The sequence below is a fragment of the Rhodococcus olei genome (assembly GCF_039540555.1).
GTDB classification, from domain to species: domain Bacteria; phylum Actinomycetota; class Actinomycetes; order Mycobacteriales; family Mycobacteriaceae; genus Rhodococcus_G; species Rhodococcus_G olei.
The window spans coordinates 201,106-218,385 of the sequence record NZ_BAABFB010000029.1; the positions used below are offsets into that span (position 1 = coordinate 201,106).

The following is a 17,280-nucleotide window of genomic DNA, read 5'->3' on the forward strand; positions in this document are numbered from 1 at the left end:
TGTGCCGGAATCGGGTCGATAGACTGCGCCCATGCGTCTAGGACGAATTGCCAGCCCGGATGGGGTCGCCTTCGTGTCGATCGAGGGGGAGGGGGATGCGCGCGTCGCGAAGGAGATCGCCGAGCATCCCTTCGGGACGCCGACCTTCACCGGTCGCAGCTGGCCGCTGGCCGACGTCCGGCTGCTCGCCCCGATCCTGGCGAGCAAGGTGATCTGCGTCGGCAAGAACTACGCTGCGCACGCCGCCGAGATGGGATCCGAGGCGCCCGCGGACCCGGTGATCTTCATCAAGCCGAACACCGCGATCGTCGGCCCCGGTGCGCCGATCGTGTTGCCGCCCAGCTCGAACGAGGTCCACTACGAGGGTGAGCTCGCGATCGTGATCGGCCGGCCGTGCAAGGACGTGCCTGCCTCGAAGGCGCTCGACGTGGTGCTCGGCTACACCGTCGCCAACGACGTCTCCGCCCGCGACCAGCAGCGCCACGACGGTCAGTGGACGCGCGCGAAGGGGCACGACACCTTCTGCCCGCTCGGGCCGTGGATCGAGACGAAGCTCGACGCGTCCGACGTCGAGATCCGCACCGAGGTCAACGGTGAGGTCAAGCAGCGCAGCCGCACTTCTCTTCTGCTGCACGACATCCCGAAGATCATCGAGTGGATCTCCGCGGTGATGACGCTGTTGCCGGGTGACGTGATCCTCACCGGGACCCCGGAGGGGGTCGGCCCGATCGTCGCCGGTGACAGCGTCAGCATCACCGTCGAGGGCATCGGCACCCTGACGAATCCGGTCGCCGCCAAGGGGTGATCCGGCCGCGCTCGCGGGCCGCGCGCTTTCCGGGAGCGAGCGTGCGTCCCGCCTGCTGGTCGCGATCCGGGGACTAACCTGTAGGGGACCGCTTTCCCCTGCGACCCAAGTGAGCCATGACCACCAGCGAAGTGCGCGTTCGTTTCTGTCCGTCTCCCACCGGAACCCCGCATGTCGGGCTCGTCCGCACCGCCCTGTTCAACTGGGCCTACGCGCGACACCACGGCGGCAAGTTCGTCTTCCGCATCGAGGACACCGACGCCGCCCGCGACTCGGAGGAGTCGTACCAGGCGATCCTCGACGCGCTGCGCTGGCTGGGGCTGAACTGGGACGAGGGGCCCGAGGTGGGTGGCCCCTACGAGCCGTACCGGCAGTCCCAGCGGCGCGACCTGCACCTGGACATCGTGCGGCGGCTGGTCGAGGCCGGCGAGGCGTACGAGTCGTTCTCCACGCCCGAGGAGGTCGAGGCGCGGCACCACGCCGCCGGGCGGGACCCGAAGCTCGGCTACGACAACTTCGACCGCACCCTCACCGAGGAGCAGAAGGAGATCTACCGCGCGGAGGGCCGCAAGGCGGTGATCCGGCTGCGGATGCCGGACCACGACCTGACGTGGGTGGACCTGGTGCGCGGCGAGACCACGTTCAAGGCCGGAACCGTCCCGGACTTCGCGCTCACCCGCGGCAACGGCATCCCCCTGTACACGCTCGTCAACCCCGTCGACGACGCGCTGATGAAGATCACCCACGTCCTGCGCGGCGAGGACCTGCTGTCGTCGACGCCCCGGCAGCTCGCGCTGTACGCGGCGCTGCAGCGCATCGGGGTGGCCGATCTCACACCCGAGTTCGGTCACCTCCCGTTCGTGATGGGGCAGGGCAACAAGAAGCTGTCCAAGCGTGACCCCGAGTCGAACCTCTTCATCCACCGGGATCGCGGCTTCATCCCCGAGGGTCTGCTGAACTACCTGGCGCTGCTCGGCTGGAGCCTCGCCGACGACCGCGACGTGTTCACCCTCGACGAGATGGTCGCGGCGTTCGACATCACGAAGGTGAACTCGAACCCCGCCCGGTTCGACCAGAAGAAGGCGGATGCGATCAACGCCGAGCACATCCGGATGCTCGAGCCGGCGGACTTCGCGGCCCGCCTGCGTGTCTTCCTGGAGGCGCACGGGCGTCCCGTCGACGCGCTGACCGCGGACCAGTTCGCGGTCGCCGCGGAACTCGTGCAGACCCGGATCGTGGTGCTGGGTGACGCGTGGGACCTGCTCGAGTTCCTGTTCGTCGACGAAGCCGAGTTCGTCGTCGATCCCGCCGCGGCGGCGAAGAACCTGGGTGCGGACGCGGCGCCGGTTCTCGATGCCACGATCGCCGCGCTCGACGGCCTGAGCAGCTGGGCGACGGCCGACATCGAGGAGTCGCTGAAGGCCGCCCTGATCGAGGGTCTCGAGCTCAAGCCGCGCAAGGCGTTTGCCCCGGTTCGGGTCGCGGTGACCGGTTCGCACGTCAGCCCGCCGCTGTACGAGTCGATGGAGCTGCTCGGTCGCGAGACCACGATGGCACGGCTGCGTGCCGCCCGCGAAACCATCACCCAGTGACCTCGTCGGCTGGTCGGGTGGCCCGGTTTCATGCCCCTGACCAGCCGATTTGGAGGATGACGGGTGGGCTTTGCTAAAGTTCTCCTCGGTTCGAACGACGGCCTCCGCCTCGCAGCGAAGGACGTCGGGACAAGCCATTGGGGTATGGTGTAATTGGCAACACAGCTGATTCTGGTTCAGCCATTCTAGGTTCGAGTCCTGGTACCCCAGCGGAAATCCGGTGAGTGATCATCGGGTGTCCATGCAGTACACGGCACGTCCCCCTGGCCCCGTCGTCTAGCGGCCTAGGACGCCGCCCTCTCAAGGCGGTAGCGCGGGTTCAAATCCCGTCGGGGCTACCACGGAGAGCGTGCCGATTCTGCTCGATCGAATCATCGATCGAAGTCCTGGCCCCGTCGTCTAGCGGCCTAGGACGCCGCCCTCTCAAGGCGGTAGCGCGGGTTCAAATCCCGTCGGGGCTACGAACGAAGACCCTCCGGTTCGCCGGAGGGTCTTCGTGTTTCTCGGGTCGGGTCAGCCGCTCTTGCGGCGAAATTCACGCTTGTGGTCGGCGGGGCCGTGGGCGTGATGGACCTTCGAGTCGCCGGCCGGTGCGTTGCCGTGTATCGAGTGCTGGTGGTTCTTGCGCTCGAGTGCCGCGCGGAACTGTTCCTTGATCTGTTCGCTCTCGGATTCGGTCACGATGCGTTCCTCCTGGATGATCCGTCCGATGGGTGGTCGCATCGTGACCGTACCGCGACGGCGGCGGTGCCGCCGCTCGATTTTCAGCCGGTGGGGGTCAGAGGTACTCGGCGGTGCTGCCGCCGACGGGCATCGCCGGCAGGCCGAGCTTGCGGTGGTCCCACGAGCGAACCCGCTCAGGCTTCACCCGTACCGCCACGCGCTTGTTGAGCATCATCTCGATCGCCGGGTCGACGTCCTTCGTGTAGGGGCCGGTGTAGCGCTCCCAGATGCTGACGCCGACGGCCCAGAGCGCGGCCGCGTCGTCGACGATCTCGGCGGTGCCCTCGAAGGAGACGCCGCGCAGGGTGTCGTACGTCTCGCCGTCCTCGATCATCACGGTGATGCGGTCGTCGCGGCGTAGGTTGACGGCCTTCTGTGACTTGGCCTTCGTCTCGAACCAGAGTTCGCCGTCGACGATCGCGTACCACATCGCGATCAGGTGCGGGGCACCACTCGGCCCGATGGTGGCCATCGTCGCGACTCGACTGTGTTCGACGAATTCGGTGATCTCGGCCTCGGTCATCGTGACCTGAGCGCGCTGTTTGGTGCCCACTGCGTCGTCCTCCCGTTCGGTGAGTTGGAACGTGTTCTCACGAGCACTGTGCCACGTGGGGGTCGCGCCGGGAACGGGGATCTCGACTCAGAGACGCTTCTGCAGTGCTTCGGCGGCGGCGAGAAGGTCCGCAGCCCAGCGGGCGCCGGGTCGGCGGCCCATCCGGTCGATCGGGCCCGACACCGAGATCGCGGCGACGACGGTGCCGCTGCGGTCGCGGACGGGTGCGGCGACGCTGGCGACACCCGGTTCGCGTTCGGCCGCGCTCTGTGCCCAGCCCCGCTTCCGGACCTCGACCAGCACGCGCTCGCTGAACAGGGCGTCGGGCAGGACCGCCCGCTGCACCTGCGGATCCGCCCACGCCACCAGCACCTTGGCGCCCGAACCGGCGGTCATCGGCAGGCGTGCGCCGACGAGGACGGTGTCGCGCAGTCCGGTCGGGGGCTCCATCGCGGCGACGCAGACCCGATGCAGGCCCTCGCGACGGTAGAGCTGGACGCTCTCGCCGGTGATCTCGCGCAGCCGGGGCAGCACCAGTGCCGCGGCCTCGAGCAGGTTGTCGTTGGCGGTGGGTGCGAGTTCCGCCAGGCCGGGGCCGGGGCGCCACAACCCGTCGGTGTCGCGGGTCAGCAGCCGGTGCACCTCGAGCCCGACGGCCAGCCGGTGTGCGGTCGCGCGGGGAAGTCCGGTGCGGGCGCACAGCTCTCCGAGATTGCACGGAGTGTCGGCGACGGCGCGCAACACCGTCATCGCCTTGTCGAGAACCCCGATCCCGCTGGTGGGGCCGGAGGCGCTATGCTGTCTCATAGGTCGATACTATCGTCCCGCATTCTGAGATGCACGTCCGGTACGGATGCGCATCCCGGGACGACGGCACCGACGTGAACCGAGAGATGATGGAGGTCGGACCGAGCGGGCCAGCCCGTAGCCCGTGAGCCGACCGATCACGAAGAGGTGGAGCACATGGCCAGCAGAGGGCGCACACTGGCGGAGAAGGTGTGGGACCAGCATGTCGTCGTCCGGGGTGAGGGTGAGGGCAGTGCCCGGCAGCCCGACCTGATCTACATCGACCTGCACCTCGTCCACGAGGTGACGAGCCCGCAGGCGTTCGACGGACTTCGCTTGGCGGGTCGTGCGCTTCGGCGCCCCGACCTGACGATCGCGACCGAGGACCACAACGTCCCGACCGTCGACATCGACAAGCCGATCGCGGACCCGGTCTCGCGCACGCAGGTGGAGACCCTGCGCCGCAACTGTGAGGAGTTCGGGGTGCGGTTGCACCCGATGGGTGATCTGGACCAGGGCATCGTGCACGTGGTCGGTCCGCAGCTGGGTCTGACCCAGCCGGGCATGACCGTGGTGTGCGGTGACAGTCACACCTCTACCCACGGCGCGTTCGGCGCTCTCGCAATGGGAATCGGCACCAGCGAGGTCGAGCACGTGATGGCCACGCAGACGCTGTCGCTGCGTCCGTTCAAGACGATGGCGATCACCGTCGACGGCGAACTGCCCGCCGGGGTCTCGAGCAAGGATCTGATCCTCGCCGTGATCGCGAAGATCGGCACCGGCGGTGGTCAGGGCTATGTCCTCGAGTATCGGGGCGAGGCGATCCGGGCGATGTCCATGGAAGCCCGAATGACGATCTGCAACATGTCGATCGAGGCCGGGGCGCGGGCCGGCATGATCGCGCCCGACGAGATCACCTACGAGTTCGTCAAGGGGCGTCCGCACGCCCCGAAGGGTGCCGACTGGGACGCTGCCGTCGCCGCCTGGGACGAGCTGAAGACCGACGAGGACGCGGTTTTCGACGCCGAGGTGCACATCGACGCGTCGACCCTGACCCCGTTCGTGACCTGGGGAACCAACCCGGGTCAGGGTGCGCCGCTGGGGGAGACGGTGCCGGATCCGGCCGCAATCGCCGACGAGAGCGATCGGGCCGCGGCCGAGAAGGCGCTCGCGTACATGGGACTCGAAGCCGGAACCCCCCTGCGCGACATCGCCGTCGACACCGTGTTCGTCGGGTCGTGCACCAACGGCCGGATCGAGGACCTGCGCGCGGTCGCCGGAGTCCTCAAGGGCCGCAAGGTCGCCGACGGGGTTCGGATGCTGGTCGTCCCCGGCTCGATGCGAGTGCGGGCCCAGGCCGAGGAAGAGGGCCTCGGCGAGATCTTCACGGCGGCAGGAGCGGAGTGGCGGCAGGCCGGGTGCTCGATGTGCCTGGGCATGAATCCCGACCAGCTCGCCTCGGGTGAGCGTTCGGCGTCGACGTCCAACCGGAACTTCGAGGGTCGGCAGGGCAAGGGTGGTCGAACCCACCTGGTTTCGCCCCAGGTGGCGGCGGCGACCGCGGTGCGCGGCACGCTGTCGGCCCCGGCAGATCTCGACTAGGCATCGGAACGAGTAGGAGATATCTCGATGGAAGCCTTCACGACTCACAAAGGCATCGGCGTCCCGCTGCGGCGTTCCAATGTCGACACCGACCAGATCATTCCTGCGGTCTACCTGAAGCGGGTGACCCGCACCGGATTCGAGGACGGGCTCTTCGCCGCGTGGCGCACCGACCCCGGGTTCATCCTCAACACCGCGCCGTTCGACAAGGGCAGCGTGTTGGTGGCGGGTCCGGACTTCGGCACCGGCTCGTCCCGCGAGCACGCGGTGTGGGCACTGTCGGACTACGGATTCCGGGTCGTGATCTCGTCCCGGTTCGCGGACATCTTCCGCGGCAACGCCGGCAAGGCCGGGTTGCTCGCCGCTCAGGTGGAGCAGTCGGACGTCGAATTGCTGTGGAAGGCGCTCGAGGAACACCCCGGTCTGGAAATTGTCGTGGATCTCACGTCGAAGACCGTGAGCGCCGGAACTTTGGTGGTGCCCTTCGCCATTGACGACTACACGCGGTGGCGTCTGCTGGAGGGTCTCGACGACATCGGACTCACGTTGCGCCAGGTAGAGGCGATTTACGAGTACGAAAAGGCAAGGCCGTCATGGAAACCGGCGACGTTGCCCGCACACGTCTCGGACGGGGAAGCATAGGAGCGCTAAGCACACCGGAGGCCGGAAATGGGGCGCCACGCCGCTGAGAGAGGCATGAGAATTGGCGTGGCACATGGACTCTTGCCCATTTCCGGTTTACCGTGTTTGCTAGTCGGTCCGTCAATGGGCCATTGGTTTGCGGAGGAATCATCCAATGAACAAAGCAGAGCTCATTGATCAGCTGACCGAAAGGTTGGAGTCCGATCGGCGCAGCGCGACCGAGGCGGTCGAGCACATCGTCGACATCATCGTGCGTGCCGTGCACGCCGGTGAGAACGTCACCATCACCGGTTTCGGTGTCTTCGAGCAGCGTCAGCGTGCGGCTCGCGTCGCCCGCAACCCGCGCACCGGCGAGACCGTGAAGGTCAAGCCGACGTCGGTTCCGGCGTTCCGTCCCGGCGCGCAGTTCAAGGCCGTCATCGCGGGCAAGCAGAAGCTCCCGGCCACCGGCCCGGCCGTCAAGCGTGGTTCCGCTGCTGCGGCTCCCGCCAAGAAGGCCGCCGCCAAGAAGGCCGCCGCCGCGAAGAAGGCGGCACCGGCCAAGAAGGCTGCGCCCGCGAAGAAGACGGTCGCGAAGAAGGCGGCACCGGCCAAGAAGGCGACGGTCGCGAAGAAGACCACCGCTGCCGCCGCCAAGGCCCCCGCGAAGCGGACGGTTGCGAAGAAGGCGGCACCGGCCAAGAAGGCCGCCGCCACCAAGGCGACCGCTGCCAAGAAGGCGGCACCGGCCAAGAAGGCCGCCGCCACCAAGGCGACCGCTGCCAAGAAGGCGGCTCCCGCGAAGAAGGCGCCGGCCAAGAAGGCGGCTCCCGCGAAGAAGGCGCCGGCCAAGAAGACCACCGCGCGCAAGCGCTGACCCACCGACGGAAGAGGGTGGCGACGGATTCGATCCGCCGCCACCCTTTTCCGTGTGCTGTGAGTGGTCGGGCCACTCGCTCGGCACGCCGTTCCCGGGTGACGCGCCCGGGAACGGCGTCTCACGTCTCGGGCAGTGCGCTGTCGATGTGGTTGGCGTCCACCAACTTGCCGCCCGACAGCGACAGCACCCAGATGCTGCCCTTCCGGTTGCGCGCCGGCGGCAGCGTCACGCCGTCTCGATCGGCCCACCACTGCAGCAGGTCGGGAATGACCCGGCCCTGACTGCAGATCACCTGGACACCACCGCGGGTCGAGATCTTGCGGGTTCGTGCTCGGGCCGCCGCCGGGTCGTCGCGGTACGCCTCCTCGGTCAGCGCGGGTTCCAGCTCGACCGGCACTCCGAGGACCCGCGCGAGCGGTTCGACGGTCTGGACACATCGGGTCCGGTCTGCGGCATGGACCTCGGTCGCGCCGAATGCCTGCAGCAGCGGCGACAGCGCGTCGGCCTGGGCACGGCCGTGCTTGTCGAGCGGACGGAGCGTGTCGTCGCCCTTGTACCGGCCGCGCCGTCCGGCCTTCCCGTGCCGGACCACGAGAACCGTTGTCGTGTCCGCGGGCACCTTCAGGAAACGCCGGGTGACCTTGTGGTCCACCGGATACGACAGCGCACCGGGCACCTCCTCCGGAGGCAGCCACCTCAGTTCGTCGACCTCGGAGTTCGGGACGAACACACCGCCACGCGCCTCTGCCGCCCAGTAGTCGACGCGTTTGCGCCGACGGTGCCCGGGCACCTCGTAGGAGACCCGGGTGACGTGCCGGCCGAGCTGGACGCGAAAGCCCGTCTCCTCCTCGACCTCCCGCAGCGCCGCGACCGCCGGGGTTTCGCCGGGGTCGAGCTTGCCCTTGGGGAAGGACCAGTCGTCGTACTTGGGGCGGTGGATCAGTGCGATCTCGATCTCGTACGGGTTCCGCGGAGATTTACGCCACAACACGACGCCGGCCGCGAAGATGTTGGCCTTGATCGTGGTCGACCCGCGCGGGCGGTCCGGTGTCGCGGTCACACGATTCCTCCTGTCGAGTCGCCGGATCCCTATGCGCCGCCGGATCGCCGGCTGCGCATCAGTTCGCCCTGGTGCTCCCGCACCTGCTCGCCGCGGGCCGGGAACGCGGCCCAGTGGCCGTCGGGCTGCAGCACCCAGCACCGGGTGGTCGGGTCGAGCGCGGAGTCGAAGATGTCGCCGAGTTGGCGGGTCAGCCGGGGATCCTTGACCTGGGCCATCACCTCGACCCGACGATCCAGATTGCGGTGCATCATGTCGGCACTGCCGATCCAGAACTCCTCGCCTCCCTGGAAGTGCAGGATGCGCGAGTGTTCGAGGAAGCGCCCGAGAATCGAACGGACCTCGATGTTCTCGCTCAGCCCCGGCACCCCCGGACGCAGCGCGCAGATGCCGCGCACGACCACCTGGACGGGCACGCCCGCCTGAGAGGCCCGGTAGAGCGCGTCGATCACCTGTTCGTCGACCAGGGCGTTGGCCTTCAGCCGGATCCCGGCGGATCGACCGGTGCGCTTGTGCTCGATCTCGGCCTCGATGCGTTCGACGATGCCGGCGCGGACGCCGTACGGCGCGACGAGCAGGTTGCGGTACTGGGCCTTTCGGGAGTACCCGGTCAGCGAGTTGAACAGGTCCGTCAGGTCGGCACCGATCTCCGGTGCCGCGGTCAGCAGACCCACGTCCTCGTAGAGGCGCGCGGTCTTGGGGTTGTAGTTGCCGGTGCCGATGTGGCAGTAGCGTCGGATCGTGGAGCCCTCGCGGCGCACCACCAGGCACGTCTTGCAGTGGGTCTTCAGACCGACCAGGCCGTAGACCACGTGCACGCCGGCCTGCTCGAGCTTGCGCGCCCACTTGATGTTCGCCTGCTCGTCGAAGCGCGCCTTGATCTCCACCAGCGCGACGACCTGCTTGCCTGCCTCGGCGGCGTCGATGAGTGCGTTGACGATCGGGGAGTCGCCGGAGGTCCGGTACAGCGTCTGTTTGATCGCGAGCACATGCGGGTCCGCGGCCGCCTGCTCGATGAACCGCTGCACACTCGTGGAGAACGAGTCGTACGGGTGGTGGACCAGCACGTCGCCCTCGCGGAGCGTGGAGAAGACGCTCTTCGGTGTCTCGCGTTCGCCGAACGCCGGATGGGTCGCAGGCACGAAGGGTGCGTCCTTGAGTGCGGGCCGGTCGACGCCGTAGACCTGCCACAGGCTCGACAGGTCCAGCAGGCCCGGCACCTGGATCACGTCGCCCGGGTCGACGTCGAGTTCGCGCAGCAGCAGTTCGAGCATGTGCTCGGTCATGTCGTCGGCGACCTCGAGCCGGACCGGAGATCCGAAGCGGCGGCGGGCCAGTTCCCGCTCGAGGGCCTGCAGCAGGTCCTCGTCGCGGTCCTCCTCGACCTCGAAGTCGGCGTTGCGGGTGATCCGGAAGGCGTGGTGCTCGACGATCTCCATACCCGGGAACAGCACGTGCAGGTGCGCGGCGATCAGGGCCTCCATCGGCAGGAAGGCCGGGATCGTCGTCGGCGACCCGTCGCGGGTGACCCGGACGAACCGATCCACGTTGTCGGGCACCTTCACTCGCGCGAAGTGCTCGCCGCCGGTCGCGGAATCCTTCACCGTCACCGCGAGGTTGAGGCTCAGCCCGCTGATGTACGGGAACGGGTGCGCGGGATCGACCGCCAGCGGCGTCAGCACCGGGAACACCTGATCCTGGAAGTAGGCCGACAGCCGGGCGGCCTCGTCGTCGGTGAGGTCGGACCAGCGGATGATGGAGATGCCCTCGGCCGCCAGCTGCGGCAGGATCTGGTCGAGGAACGTGCGGGCGTGCAGTTCGGCGATCTCCTGGGTGCGCTCGTTGATCAGCGCCAGCTGCTCCCGCGGCGTCAGTCCGTCCGCCGAACGAACGGACAGACCGGTTTCGTCGCGGCGCTTGAGACCGGCGACCCGCACCATGTAGAACTCGTCCAGATTCGAGGCGAAGATCGCCAGGAACTTCGCGCGTTCGAGCAGCGGCAGCGACCGATCCTCGGCGAGCGCGAGAACCCGGGAGTTGAAGTCCAGCCAGCTCAGTTCGCGGTTGAGATACCTGTTCTCGGGCAGCGGCGCGAGGGAACCGTCGACGACCAGCGGGGTCGGTGCCGGGGGTGCAGTCGGGATCACCGGAAGGTGTCCGACGGTCGAGGGCCCCCCGTCCCGCTCCCCGTCGAGCGCTGCCACTTCCACCGTCTCGCGTCCCACGTCGTTGCCGTTGCTCACCGGTCGATCATCCCTCAGATCGCGAGCACGCGACAATCCGACGAGGGGCATTCCACATGAACTCCGCGCGACGCCGCATCGTCAGCACTGCCGCGACGGGTCCCGCCATCCGATGGTCCGCAACACCTCGGCGGTCGCGGGCCCCGGTCCCAGTTCCGCCGCGGCGTCGAGGTCGTCCGGGGTGTCGACGTCGAGTCGGAGCCCGGGCCAGTGTCCGGCCAAAGCTGTTGCCCCGGAGTCGATGTGGCGTCGCGCCGAGTCGGGACCGAACTGCGGCGCGAGGCCCTCCGCGGGATCGGCCACGATCAGCGCCGAGGTCCCGGTCCCGTGGTGGTCGATCACGACGGCCCGCCGGTACGGACGCGCCGCGACGAGTGCCTCGGTCAGTTCGCGGCCCGTCAGGCAGGGCAGGTCCCCCTGCAGTGCGACGACGGGACCGCGGCCGCCGGCCCCGGCGGCGGAGCGCAGCACGGCGTTGAGCCGATCCGGGCCGGGTCCGCCGCGGTCCGGGAACCAGTGCGCCCCGGCCGACTCGGCGGCCGCCGCGACCGCCCGGTCGGGTGTGATGACGGTGATCTCCCCGACCGCCTCCGACGCGCCGGCCGCCGCGAGCGTGTCCCGGAGCATCGCCAGTACCAGCGCGGTGCGCCGTTCGGCGTCGAGCCGCGAGGCCAGGCGGGTCTTCGCTCGGTCGAGATCCTTGACGGCGATCAGGACGTGCGCGCGCACCGCGGTCGGGGGTGGGGGCGCGGCGGTCATGCGAGCCATCCTGCCAGCCCGGGCGCCGGTGGACCGACGGTGCCGCCGCGGACGATCCGGGGAGACGTCCCGCCCCGCCCGGACCGGCCGGGCGGACTAGTGTCGTCACTGCGAACTGTTGGGGCGCGAGCGGTCGGAGGACGAGGATGGTCAGGGCGGCGGTACTGGGTGCGGGTTCGTGGGGCACGGCATTCGCGAAAGTGCTGGCCGATGCCGGAACCGAGGTCACGATGTGGGCCCGACGCCCGGAGGTCGCAGCCGCCATCAGCGGCGAGCACGCCAATCCCTTCTACCTCGACGGCATCGAGTTGCCCGCCACGCTGACCGCGACGAGCGATCCCGTCGAGGCGCTCGCGGGTGCCGGGCTCGTCGTGCTCGCGGTCCCGTCACAGTCGCTGCGCGCCAACCTCGTCGGGTGGGCCGAGTCGATCGAACCGGACGCGACGTTGCTGTCCCTGGCCAAGGGCATCGAGTCGGGCACGTTGATGCGGATGAGCGAGGTGGTCCGTGAGGTCGCCGGGGTCTCCGAGGATCGGGTGGCGGTGCTGTCGGGCCCGAACCTCGCACGCGAGATCGCGATCGGTCAGCCGTCCGCGACGGTGATCGCCTGCGCCGACCACGAACGCGCCGTCGAAGTTCAGAAGTCCTGTGCCACAGGATATTTCCGTCCATACACGAATGTCGACGTGATCGGCTGCGAGATCGGCGGCGCCTGCAAGAACGTCATCGCGTTGGCCTGCGGCATGGCGTCCGGTCTCGGATTCGGTGAGAACACCAACGCGTCGATCATCACTCGCGGTCTCGCCGAGATGATCCGGCTCGGGGTCGCGCTCGGCGCCAACCCCGCGACCCTCGCGGGCCTGGCCGGCGTCGGGGACCTCGTCGCGACGTGCTCGTCCCCGCTGTCCCGCAATCGCACGTTCGGCGCGCGTCTCGGGCAGGGCGGCACGCTCGCCAGCGCGCAGGCGGCGACCAACGGGCAGGTCGCGGAGGGGGTCAAGTCGTGCACCTCGGTGCGGGCGCTCGCCCAGCGGCACGGCGTCGAGATGCCGTTGACCGATGCGGTGCACCGGGTCTGCCACGAGGGACTGTCGGTGCCGGAGGCGGTCGGGCTGCTGCTCGGACGGCGCATCAAACCCGAGTGAGCCGCGGGAGGCCGTAGAACGGTACGGTTTCCCGGTGAACAATCCTCGTACCAGGGTGGCCGTGGTGTACGGCGGCCGCAGCAGCGAGCACTCGGTGTCCTGCGTCTCGGCCGGCAGCGTGCTGCGCAACCTCGACCCGCAGGTCTACGAGGTGGTGTCGATCGGCATCACCCCGGACGGAGCGTGGGTGCTCGGTCCGGAGGATCCGTCGTCGCTGGCGATCGACGGACGCGCGCTGCCGACCGTCGACGCGTCCGGCGCCGCGCTGACCATCACCGCGGACCCGACCAGGTCCGGCGCGGTCGTCGCCCTCGACACCGACCGGGCCGGGGAGATCCTGGCCTCGGTCGACGTCGTGTTCCCGGTTCTGCACGGTGCCTACGGCGAGGACGGCACCATTCAGGGCCTGCTCGAACTCGCCGGAGTGCCGTACGTGGGTCCCGGGGTTCTCGCCAGCGCCGCCGGCATGGACAAGGAGTTCACCAAGAAGCTCCTCGCCGCGGAGGGCCTGCCGATCGGCCTCCAGGTGGTGCTGCGTCCGGGCGTCGCGACGGTGTCGCAGGCCGATCGCGACGCGCTCGGCCTGCCGGTGTTCGTCAAGCCCGCCCGCGGCGGCTCGTCGATCGGGATCACCCGGGTGTCGAGCTGGGACGGTCTCGACGCGGCGATCGCGCACGCCCGCCTGCACGATCCGAAGGTCATCGTCGAGGCCGGGATCGTCGGCCGTGAGGTGGAGTGCGGGGTGCTCGAATTCCCGGACGGCACAGTGCGTTCCAGTGTCGTCGCCGAAATCCGCATGCCCGAGATCAGTGACGACGAGGGCGCGTTCTACGACTTCGACACCAAGTACCTCGACGACGTCTGCGAATTCGACGTACCGGCCAAGCTCGACGACGCGGTCAGCGACGAGATCCGCGCGATCGCGGTGCGTGCCTTCGAAGCGCTGGACTGCCAGGGGCTGGCGCGAGTGGACTTCTTCGTCACCGAGGACGGTCCCGTCATCAACGAGATCAACACGATGCCCGGGTTCACCTCGATCTCGATGTACCCCCGGATGTGGGATGCCACCGGAATCGACTACCGCACCCTGGTCTCGACGCTCGTCGACACCGCCCTGGCCCGCGGCACCGGCTTGCGCTGATCCGCACCCGACAGCAGAGCTGTCGGGTGCGGTGGGCTCAGGAGCCGGGCACCGGGACCGGTGCCGGGTCGATCGGCGCGGCAGGCAGCGTCGACACGGCAACCGACGCATCCTGGAGCGGGGTGGGCCCCAGGCCGTGCGGGATCGTGACGGCCACGTAGACACCGCGGTCCACCGCGAACCACGTGCTGGCGTCGACGCCCTCGCCGCCGGGGATCTCGAGCCACTGCACGCCGTCGACGACCTGCAGTGCGCTGGCGGCGTCGAATTCCGCGGGTCGGTCCAGTCCGCACCGCAGGACGATCTCCTGCGCGTCCGCCGACTGCCAGGCCGCCGCGCCTTCGGGCGCGGGGTTCACCAGTTCGGCGCGGGTGAAGTCGCCGAGCTTGTCGGGCAGGGCGTCGATCAGGGCCGCGCACTGTGGTGACCCGGAGGCCGGTGCGGGCACGGACCCCAGGGCCACCGGCTCGAGCGCGGGATTGCGGCCCGCGACGACGGCCGCGACCACGATCCCGGCGATCAGGGCGACCGGCAGCGCGACCGCTGCGGCGATCAGGGCGGGACTGCGGCGGGTGTCGGGGTCGGTGGTGTCGGGGTCGGTCGTGTCGGTGGTGTCGTTCACGGGATTCGTTGTGTCGCTCACGGGAGTTTCGGTGTCGGTGGGTGTGGTGCGGGACGGGTGGTCGGGAGTGGTCACGCGGTCGAGGCCACCTCGCACGTGAGGGTCCGGGTGATCCCCGCGAGCTGCTGGATGCCCTTGACGATCGGGGTGAAACCGGCGCCGTTGCCCGCTTCGATCCGAGCGACGACGTCGTACGGGCCGAGGACGTCCTCGGCGGTCAGCACGCCGGGCAGCTGCCGGATCTGGTCGGCGATCACCGTGGCCTTGCCCACCTCGGTCTGGATCAGAATGAACGCCTGCGCCACGGGTGGGCCCCTTCCCAGCACAGTGCCACCACACGCTCGGTAGAGTCGCGGGGGCCTGGCTCGTCCTGCAGGGCCGGGTCGGTTCCCGGCCGCCACCCAAGCGTACCGCGGCCGATTTCGACGAAAGGCGCGTCATCGACACCGACACCACAGACAGCGGGAACACCGGCGCGTACCCGGACCGGCATCGGGACCCGGACTCCGGTCGCACCGTGGCCGACCTCGGCGAGTTCGCCGTGATCGACCGTGCCGTCGCCGGGCGCGCGCAACCGGAGACCACGCTGCTCGGGCCGGGCGACGATGCCGCGGTCGTCCGAACCGCGGACGGCCGCGTCGTCGTCTCGTCGGACATGTTGGTTCAGGGCAGGCACTTTCGTTTCGACTGGTCGACCCCGGAACAGGTCGGCCGCAAGGCGGTCGCGCAGAACGGCGCCGACATCGTGTCGATGGGGGCGTGGCCGACCGCGTTCCTCGTCTCACTCGGGTGCCCGCCCGACACTCCGGTCGCGGTGGCCGACGCGCTCAGCGAGGGGATCTGGTCGGCGGCGGCGGCGCTCGGCGCCGGCGTCGTCGGCGGCGACACGGTTCAGTCCGGCCAGGTCGTGCTCTCGATCACCGTTCTCGGTGACCTGCGTGGCAGGCCTCCGGTGTTGCGGTCGGGTGCCCGGCCGGGTGACCAGGTCGCGGTGGCCGGCCGGCTCGGGTGGTCGGCCGCGGGACTCGCGGTTCTGCTCGCGGGTGCCGACGGGTACACGGACCTTGTTGCCGCGCACCAGGTCCCAGCACCTCCGTACGAGTCCGGGCCCGCGGCCGCGCGGGCGGGTGCGACCGCGATGACGGACGTCTCCGACGGCCTCGTCGCCGATCTCGGACATGTGTGCACGGCGTCGGGCGTGTCGATCGACCTCGATCCGGCCGCCCTGGAACCGGACCCGTCGCTGCGAGCGGCCGCGGCGGCGCTCGGCGGCGACCCTCTGGACTGGGTGCTGACCGGGGGAGAGGACCACGCCCTCGCCGCGACCTTCCCCGCCGACGCGGCGCTGCCCGACGGCTGGCGCCGCATCGGTGTCGTCGGCTCCGGCTCGGGTGTGCGTGTCGGCGGGCGCCCGTGGGCGGGGTCCGGCGGCTGGCAGAGCTTCTCTTAGATAGGTTGCACCCATGCCCATCTACGCAATCGGCGATCGTGAGCCCGACATCCATCCCGACGCCTACGTCCACCCCGATGCCGTGGTGATCGGGGCGGTGACCCTGGCCGCAGGCGCGTCGGTGTGGCCGCAGGCGGTGCTGCGGGCCGACTACGGCACGATCACGATCGGCGAGCAGACCAACATCCAGGACGGCACCGTCATCCACTGCACGCCGATCGACCCCACGGTGATCGGCGCCCGCTGCGTCGTCGGGCACGCCGCCCACATCGAGGGTTCGACGATCGGCGACGAGTGCCTGATCGCGTCCGGTTCCGTCGTGCTCAACGGTTCGCGGATCGGCGCCGGATCCGTCGTCGGTGCCGGCGCGGTCGTTCCGTTCGGGTTCGAGGTGCCGCCGCGGCGGATGGCACTCGGGGTGCCGGCGAAGATCCGGGACGGGCACGAGGTGCCGGAGGGGCACCTCGACGTGAACGTCAAGACGTACGCCGCGAACGCGGCGTACTACCGTGACGCGCTGCGCAGGCTCGACTGATGTCGCCGCGTGCGCTCACCGACCTGCTCGACCCCGGGTGGGCCGAGGCCCTGGACCCGGTCGCCGGGCGGATCGCCGAGATGGGGGAGTTCCTGCGCGCGGAGAACGCGGCCGGCCGCGGCTACCTGCCGGCCGGGGAGAACGTGTTGCGCGCGTTCACCCAGCCGTTCGACGACGTGCGGGTCCTGATCGTCGGGCAGGATCCCTACCCGACGCCCGGACACGCGGTGGGCCTGAGCTTCTCGGTCGCGCCCGACGTGCGGCCGGTGCCGCGCAGTCTGGCGAACATCTTCACCGAACTCGGCACCGACCTCGGTGTGCCGACTCCGTCGAACGGTGACCTGACTCCGTGGGCGCAGCAGGGCGTGCTGCTGCTCAACAGGGTTCTCACGGTGCAGCCCGGCCAGGCCGCGTCGCACCGACGCAAGGGCTGGGAGGAGGTCACCGAACAGGCCATCCGCGCGCTCGTCGCCCGCACGGACCCCAGCGGCGCCCGCCGACCGCTCGTCGCGATCCTGTGGGGCCGGGACGCGGCGACACTGAAGCCGATGCTCGGTGACACCCCGTACGTGGAGTCGGCGCACCCGTCGCCGCTGTCGGCATCGCGGGGATTCTTCGGGTCGCGGCCGTTCAGCCGCGTCAACCGGCTTCTCGGGGAACAGGGCGAGAAGCCGGTCGACTGGAGCCTGGCCTGACCCGCCCGGGGGTCGAGTGAACGGACCGTTCCGTCGATCCGATCGACGGGACGGTCCGCTCACACGCC

At 69.6% G+C, this 17,280-nt stretch carries 18 protein-coding genes and 3 tRNA genes; 13 read left to right on the plus strand and 8 right to left on the minus strand.

Annotated features, from left to right (window positions below):
* The first annotated feature begins 31 nt into the window (after positions 1-31).
* From ABD951_RS07430 to ABD951_RS07450, 5 genes are all read left to right on the plus strand, one after another.
* Positions 32-805, plus strand: a complete 774-nt coding sequence (locus tag ABD951_RS07430; RefSeq protein WP_345343160.1) for a fumarylacetoacetate hydrolase family protein — start codon at positions 32-34, stop codon at positions 803-805.
* Between the two features lie 116 nt (positions 806-921).
* The gene (gene gltX / locus ABD951_RS07435) at positions 922-2,397 is read left to right on the plus strand and encodes a glutamate--tRNA ligase (protein ID WP_345343162.1); all 1,476 of its coding nucleotides are present in this window, start codon (positions 922-924) and stop codon (positions 2,395-2,397) included.
* A gap of 138 nt (positions 2,398-2,535) precedes the next feature.
* Positions 2,536-2,607: transfer RNA gene (locus tag ABD951_RS07440), tRNA-Gln, on the plus strand.
* Between the two features lie 55 nt (positions 2,608-2,662).
* Positions 2,663-2,738, plus strand: a tRNA-Glu gene (locus tag ABD951_RS07445).
* 47 nt (positions 2,739-2,785) lie between these two features.
* Positions 2,786-2,858, plus strand: a tRNA-Glu gene (locus ABD951_RS07450).
* 52 nt (positions 2,859-2,910) lie between these two features.
* Here ABD951_RS07450 and ABD951_RS07455 read toward each other — a convergent pair.
* The 3 genes from ABD951_RS07455 to ABD951_RS07465 form a co-directional block, all read right to left on the minus strand.
* Positions 2,911-3,078: a DUF5302 domain-containing protein gene (locus tag ABD951_RS07455; RefSeq protein WP_345343164.1), complete on the minus strand. Its 168-nt coding sequence runs from the start codon at positions 3,076-3,078 to the stop codon at positions 2,911-2,913.
* Positions 3,079-3,175: 97 nt separating this feature from the next.
* Positions 3,176-3,673: a pyridoxamine 5'-phosphate oxidase family protein gene (locus ABD951_RS07460; protein WP_345343166.1), complete on the minus strand. Its 498-nt coding sequence runs from the start codon at positions 3,671-3,673 to the stop codon at positions 3,176-3,178.
* Between the two features lie 87 nt (positions 3,674-3,760).
* Complete coding sequence (locus ABD951_RS07465) at positions 3,761-4,480, minus strand: IclR family transcriptional regulator (protein WP_345343168.1); 720 nt, start codon at positions 4,478-4,480, stop codon at positions 3,761-3,763.
* A 147-nt stretch (positions 4,481-4,627) separates the two neighbouring features.
* Here ABD951_RS07465 and leuC point away from each other — a divergent pair, with 147 nt between their 5' ends.
* The 3 genes from leuC (at position 4,628) to ABD951_RS07480 (ending at position 7,559) form a co-directional block, all read left to right on the plus strand.
* Complete coding sequence (gene leuC, locus ABD951_RS07470) at positions 4,628-6,061, plus strand: 3-isopropylmalate dehydratase large subunit (protein WP_345343170.1); 1,434 nt, start codon at positions 4,628-4,630, stop codon at positions 6,059-6,061.
* A 27-nt stretch (positions 6,062-6,088) separates the two neighbouring features.
* Positions 6,089-6,703: a 3-isopropylmalate dehydratase small subunit gene (leuD, locus tag ABD951_RS07475; protein WP_345343171.1), complete on the plus strand. Its 615-nt coding sequence runs from the start codon at positions 6,089-6,091 to the stop codon at positions 6,701-6,703.
* Positions 6,704-6,857: 154 nt separating this feature from the next.
* A complete protein-coding gene (locus tag ABD951_RS07480; RefSeq protein ID WP_345343173.1) occupies positions 6,858-7,559 on the plus strand; it encodes an HU family DNA-binding protein in 702 nt (233 codons plus the stop codon).
* Between the two features lie 121 nt (positions 7,560-7,680).
* Here the strand turns inward: ABD951_RS07480 and ABD951_RS07485 are convergent, their stop codons facing one another.
* From ABD951_RS07485 to cofC, 3 genes are all read right to left on the minus strand, one after another.
* Positions 7,681-8,622 carry an NUDIX hydrolase gene (locus ABD951_RS07485; RefSeq protein ID WP_345343175.1) on the minus strand — a complete coding sequence of 314 codons (942 nt, stop codon included), beginning with the start codon at positions 8,620-8,622 and terminating at the stop codon, positions 7,681-7,683.
* Positions 8,623-8,651: 29 nt separating this feature from the next.
* Entirely contained in the window at positions 8,652-10,865 is a 2,214-nt protein-coding gene (locus ABD951_RS07490; protein ID WP_345343177.1) for an RNA degradosome polyphosphate kinase, read from the minus strand.
* A gap of 81 nt (positions 10,866-10,946) precedes the next feature.
* A complete protein-coding gene (gene cofC, locus ABD951_RS07495) occupies positions 10,947-11,624 on the minus strand; it encodes a 2-phospho-L-lactate guanylyltransferase (RefSeq protein ID WP_345343179.1) in 678 nt (225 codons plus the stop codon).
* Between the two features lie 146 nt (positions 11,625-11,770).
* Between cofC and ABD951_RS07500 the strand changes: the two genes are divergently transcribed.
* Together ABD951_RS07500 and ABD951_RS07505 are read left to right on the plus strand one after the other, a co-directional pair.
* Entirely contained in the window at positions 11,771-12,769 is a 999-nt protein-coding gene (locus ABD951_RS07500) for an NAD(P)H-dependent glycerol-3-phosphate dehydrogenase (protein ID WP_345343181.1), read from the plus strand.
* A 34-nt stretch (positions 12,770-12,803) separates the two neighbouring features.
* Positions 12,804-13,910 carry a D-alanine--D-alanine ligase family protein gene (locus ABD951_RS07505; RefSeq protein WP_345343183.1) on the plus strand — a complete coding sequence of 369 codons (1,107 nt, stop codon included), beginning with the start codon at positions 12,804-12,806 and terminating at the stop codon, positions 13,908-13,910.
* Positions 13,911-13,947: 37 nt separating this feature from the next.
* On the opposite strand, the gene ABD951_RS07510 is transcribed toward ABD951_RS07505, so the two are convergent.
* Positions 13,948-14,532: a DUF3515 domain-containing protein gene (locus tag ABD951_RS07510; RefSeq protein ID WP_345343185.1), complete on the minus strand. Its 585-nt coding sequence runs from the start codon at positions 14,530-14,532 to the stop codon at positions 13,948-13,950.
* Between the two features lie 71 nt (positions 14,533-14,603).
* Entirely contained in the window at positions 14,604-14,837 is a 234-nt protein-coding gene (locus tag ABD951_RS07515; protein WP_345343187.1) for an Lrp/AsnC ligand binding domain-containing protein, read from the minus strand.
* Between the two features lie 236 nt (positions 14,838-15,073).
* On the opposite strand from ABD951_RS07515, the gene ABD951_RS07520 reads away from it, so the two are divergent.
* Genes ABD951_RS07520 through ABD951_RS07530 form a run of 3 tightly spaced genes read left to right on the plus strand, consistent with a single transcriptional unit; the run spans position 15,074 to position 17,212 of the window.
* Complete coding sequence (locus ABD951_RS07520) at positions 15,074-15,982, plus strand: thiamine-phosphate kinase (RefSeq protein WP_345343920.1); 909 nt, start codon at positions 15,074-15,076, stop codon at positions 15,980-15,982.
* 13 nt (positions 15,983-15,995) lie between these two features.
* Entirely contained in the window at positions 15,996-16,517 is a 522-nt protein-coding gene (locus ABD951_RS07525) for a gamma carbonic anhydrase family protein (protein WP_345343189.1), read from the plus strand.
* The gene (locus ABD951_RS07530) at positions 16,517-17,212 is read left to right on the plus strand and encodes a uracil-DNA glycosylase (protein WP_345343191.1); all 696 of its coding nucleotides are present in this window, start codon (positions 16,517-16,519) and stop codon (positions 17,210-17,212) included. The genes ABD951_RS07525 and ABD951_RS07530 overlap by 1 nt, the downstream gene beginning before the upstream one ends.
* The last annotated feature ends 68 nt before the right edge of the window (positions 17,213-17,280 follow it).